4 protein-coding genes are annotated in these 3,847 nt (G+C 68.5%); all 4 read right to left on the reverse strand.

Annotated elements, in window-relative coordinates; translation table 11 throughout:
- Window positions 1–899: HAD-IC family P-type ATPase (locus tag V7067_RS11825; protein ID WP_334176106.1), on the reverse strand; the 899-nt coding region annotated here is incomplete at its 3' end.
- Window positions 900–911: 12 nt separating this feature from the next.
- Entirely contained in the window at window positions 912–2,621 is a 1,710-nt protein-coding gene (gene kdpA, locus V7067_RS11830; RefSeq protein ID WP_334176107.1) for a potassium-transporting ATPase subunit KdpA, read from the reverse strand.
- A gap of 19 nt (window positions 2,622–2,640) precedes the next feature.
- Entirely contained in the window at window positions 2,641–2,727 is an 87-nt protein-coding gene (locus tag V7067_RS11835; protein ID WP_334176114.1) for a potassium-transporting ATPase subunit F, read from the reverse strand.
- A 237-nt stretch (window positions 2,728–2,964) separates the two neighbouring features.
- Window positions 2,965–3,777, reverse strand: coding sequence for a hypothetical protein (locus V7067_RS11840; RefSeq protein WP_334176108.1), 813 nt, complete (start codon window positions 3,775–3,777; stop codon window positions 2,965–2,967).
- Between the last annotated feature and the right edge of the window lie 70 nt (window positions 3,778–3,847).

Genomic DNA, 3,847 nt, shown 5'->3' on the forward strand with positions numbered 1-3,847 from the left:
GTGGCGATGACGTTGAAGCGCACCAGCCGGTCCATGCCCGCGATGCCGATGGCCGACAGCAGCCCGCCGATGGTGGTGGGAATAAGCGTGACCAGCAGCGCCGCCAGCACCGTGACCGAAAGCAGGGTGCCGGAATAGCCGGCAAGGCCCCACAGCGACACCACGGCGATGAGGAAGATCAGCGTCAGGCCGGAAAGCAGGATCGACAGCGCGATTTCGTTCGGCGTCTTCTGGCGCTTCGCGCCTTCGATGAGCGCGATCATGCGGTCGACGAACCCGGCGCCGGGCGCGACCGTGATGCGCACGACGAGGCGGTCGGACAGCACCTCCGTGCCGCCCGTCACCGCCGAGCGGTCGCCGCCGGCCTCGCGGATCACCGGGGCGGATTCGCCGGTGATGGCGCTTTCGTTGACCGAGGCGACACCCTCGACCACCTCGCCGTCGGCCGGGATGAGCTCGCCGGCAACGACCTCGGTGCGGTCGCCGACGCGCAGCACCGTCGCCGGCACCAGCTCGGCCGAGCCGTCCGGCAGCAGGCGGCGGGCGGTGAGTTCGGCCCGCGTGCGGCGCAGGCTGTCGGCCTGCGCCTTGCCGCGGCCTTCCGCCACCGCTTCCGCGAACGTGGCAAACAGCACCGTGAACCACAGCCACGCGGCAATCTGGCCGGAGAACACCGCCGCGCCGCCGGCCACGAGATCGCGCACGAAGCAGAGGCTGACGAGCGCGGCGATGATTTCGGTGACGAACATCACCGGGTTGCGCACAAGCTGCCGCGGATCGAGCTTGCGAAAGGCGGCCCCGGCCGCCGGCACCAGAATGGCGGGGTCGAGAAGCCCGGCGGCCGGCGGCCGGCGCGGCGTGCCGGCGGGGGTGGAGGAGGACGAAGAGGAGGACGACATGGGACCGCTCCTTCAGAACGTCTGGCCGGCGAGCATGGCGAAATGCTCCACAACCGGGCCGAGGGCGAGCGCGGGGAAGAACTGCAGACCGCCCAGAATGAGGATGATGCCGATGAGCAGACCGACGAACAGCGGCGTGTGGGTGGGGAAGGTGCCGGCCGAAGGCGGCGTCTTCACCCGCGCCGCAAGGGCGCCGGCCATGGCCAGCACCGGCACCACAAAGGCAAAGCGGCCGGCCAGCATGGCGATGGCAAGGGTGGTGTTGTACCAGAGCGTGTTGCCGGAGAGACCGCCGAAGGCCGAGCCGTTGTTGCCGGCGGCCGAAGTGAAGGCATAGAGGATCTCCGACAGCCCGTGCGGGCCCGGCGTGCCGATGCTGGCCACGGCCGCCGGCAGCATGGCAGAGACCGCGGCAAAGCCGAGAATGGCAACCGGCAGGATGAGCACGGCCAGCACCGCGCACTTCATCTCCGTGGCGCCGATCTTCTTGCCCAGAAACTCCGGCGTGCGGCCCACCATGAGGCCGGCCACGAACACCGCCAGCACCGCGAACACGATGAGGCCGTAAAGCCCCGAGCCCGTGCCGCCGGGCAGCACCTCGCCAAGCTGGATGAGGAACATCGGCACCAGACCGCCGAGCGGTGTCAGCGAGCCGTGCATGGCGTTGACGCCGCCATCGGAAAGGCCGGTGGTGACCGCGGCATAGAGCGCGCTGGCGGAAAGGCCGAAGCGGACCTCCTTGCCCTCCATGTTGCCGCCCGAGCCGTCGAGCCCGAGCGCGGTCAGGATGGGATTGCCCGCAGCCTCGGCGATGTAGACGGCCGCCACGCCGGCCACCAGCAGCACGCCCACGGTGGCCACGAACGCCCAGCCCTGCCGCCGGTCCTTCACCATGTCGCCGAAGGTCCACAACAGCGCCGACGACACCGCCAGCATGGCGAAGATGTTGAGCAGGTTGGAAAGCGCGGTCGGATTTTCAAACGGATGGGCGGCATTGACGTTGAAGAAGCCGCCGCCGTTGGTGCCGAGCTGCTTGATCGCCTCCTGCGAGGCGACGGGGCCGAGGCTGATGACCTGCCGGCCGCCTTCCAGCGTGGTCGCCGTCGCGCCGGCCTCAAGGGTCTGCGGCACGCCCATGGCCACGAAGGCCAGCGCGATGACGATGGCAACCGGCAGCAGCACATAGAGCGCAGCCCGGGTGACATCGACCCAGAAATTACCGATGGTCGCCGCCCGCGACCGCGCGAAGGCCCGCGTCACCGCGATCGCAAGCGCCATGCCGGTGGCGGCCGAGGTGAAGTTCTGCACCGTAAGGCCGGCCATCTGACTGAAGTGGCTGAGCGTGGTCTCGCCGGCATAGTTCTGCCAGTTGGTGTTGGTGACGAAGCTCACCGCGGTGTTGAACGCCAGATCCGGCGCCACGCCCGCGAAACCCTGCGGGTTCAGCGGCAGCACGCCCTGCAGCCGTAACAGCGCATAGAGAACGGCAAAGCCCGCCAGCGAGAACGCCAGCATGGCAAGACCATAGGCGAGCCAGCCCTGCTCCTTTTCCGGCGCGATGCCGGCGAGGCGGTAGAAGCCCGTCTCCACGGGCCGCAGCACGGGCGAAAGAAACGTGCGCTCGCCGCCGAACACGCGGGCCATATAAAGCCCGAGCGGCCTGATGACGGCGAGCACGGCGAGGAAAAGGGCTGCGATCTGCAGCCATCCGGCGAAGGTCATTTCAAGCCTCCTGCCGGCGTCAGAAACGTTCGGGCGCGACAAGGGTGGCGACCAGATAGGCCGCCAGCCCCAGTGCGACGAGAAGGCCGAGAACGGGTTCGATCATGGCGCGCCCCGTTCAGGAAAGGCGCGCCAGTGCGCGCGCATAGAGCGCCAGTGCTGCAAAGCAGCCCGTGCCGAGCGCGAGAAAGGCAAGATCAGCCATGGAATTCAGTCTCCCGGTGCCGGTTCCCGGAGGTGGGAAGCGGCAGCGGGAGAGTGGCGCAGAGCGGCGTCAGGGATCGATTGGCAAGACGGCCCGCCGGCATCAGGAAATCATAAAGAAGCCGGCGCCGCGCGGCCCTCAGAAGTGATAGGCGACGCTGGCGAACGCACCGTGCTGGGTGACGTTGTAGACGAAGCCGTTGTCGGTGTGGTCGGTGTAGATGGCGCGGTAGCCGAGGGCGGTGGAGATCTCGGGCGTCCAGTTATAGCCGACCGCCGCAAAGCCCTGCGCAGTCAGCTTGGAGCTGAGCCCGAAGCCGCCGACATCGCCGATCACGTTCAGGAACCACTTGTCGCTGATGGCATAGTTCATCATCAGCCCGACCGTCGGATCGGCAAAGCCGATCGTGCCGCTGGCACCCGGCTGCAGCAGGCCGGCCGGGCCGCTGACGCCGAACGAGGCATCGAAATGCTGGTAGCGCACGCCGGCCGTGGCGCTGAGGCGAACGGACGGCGGCAGCGGCAGCGGCAGGCGATAGCCGATGAGGCCGGACAGGATCAGCTGACGCAGATCGAGGCTGGCCGTCACCGCCTTGCGCGGACCGATGGCGGCATCGTCGCCGAGCTTGGCATAAATCGCATCGATCAGGCCGGTCCAGTCGCCCTTCTCGGCCATCAGCGAGGCCATCAGCGCCCCGTCCAGCTTGGAGAGCGTGGTTCCCGCCGGAATGTCGACGGAAGTTGCCGGCAGGCCGCGCACGCCCACCTCGCCGTTCAGCGCCGTCGCCCAGCCATAGACCGTCAGCTGATATTGCGCTTTGTCGCCGGCCGCCAGGGGGGCAGCCGCAGGCGGCGGCGGCGCAGGCTCGGCGGCGGCGGGAACGTCGGCCGCCCGCGCCGGCAGGGCGAGAGCGGCAAGCAGAACGGCGGAGATCGGGAACAACGACTTCATAAGAAGAAACTCTATCCCGGTCCGGGGCTCGTGCAAAGACCAGCCGGACACATGGTTACGCAAACAGATG

The sequence above is a fragment of the Pseudoxanthobacter sp. genome (genome assembly GCF_036822375.1).
In the GTDB taxonomy this organism is placed as follows: Bacteria; Pseudomonadota; Alphaproteobacteria; order Rhizobiales; family Segnochrobactraceae; genus Pseudoxanthobacter.

What these genes read in the sequence shown, in the direction of transcription:
- kdpA (WP_334176107.1), bottom strand. Translation starts at nt 2,621, where the DNA reads ATGACCTTCGCCGGATGGCTGCAGATCGCAGCCCTTTTCCTCGCCGTG.
- V7067_RS11835 (WP_334176114.1), bottom strand. Translation starts at nt 2,727, where the DNA reads ATGATCGAACCCGTTCTCGGCCTTCTCGTCGCACTGGGGCTGGCGGCC.
- V7067_RS11840 (WP_334176108.1), bottom strand. Translation starts at nt 3,777, where the DNA reads ATGAAGTCGTTGTTCCCGATCTCCGCCGTTCTGCTTGCCGCTCTCGCC.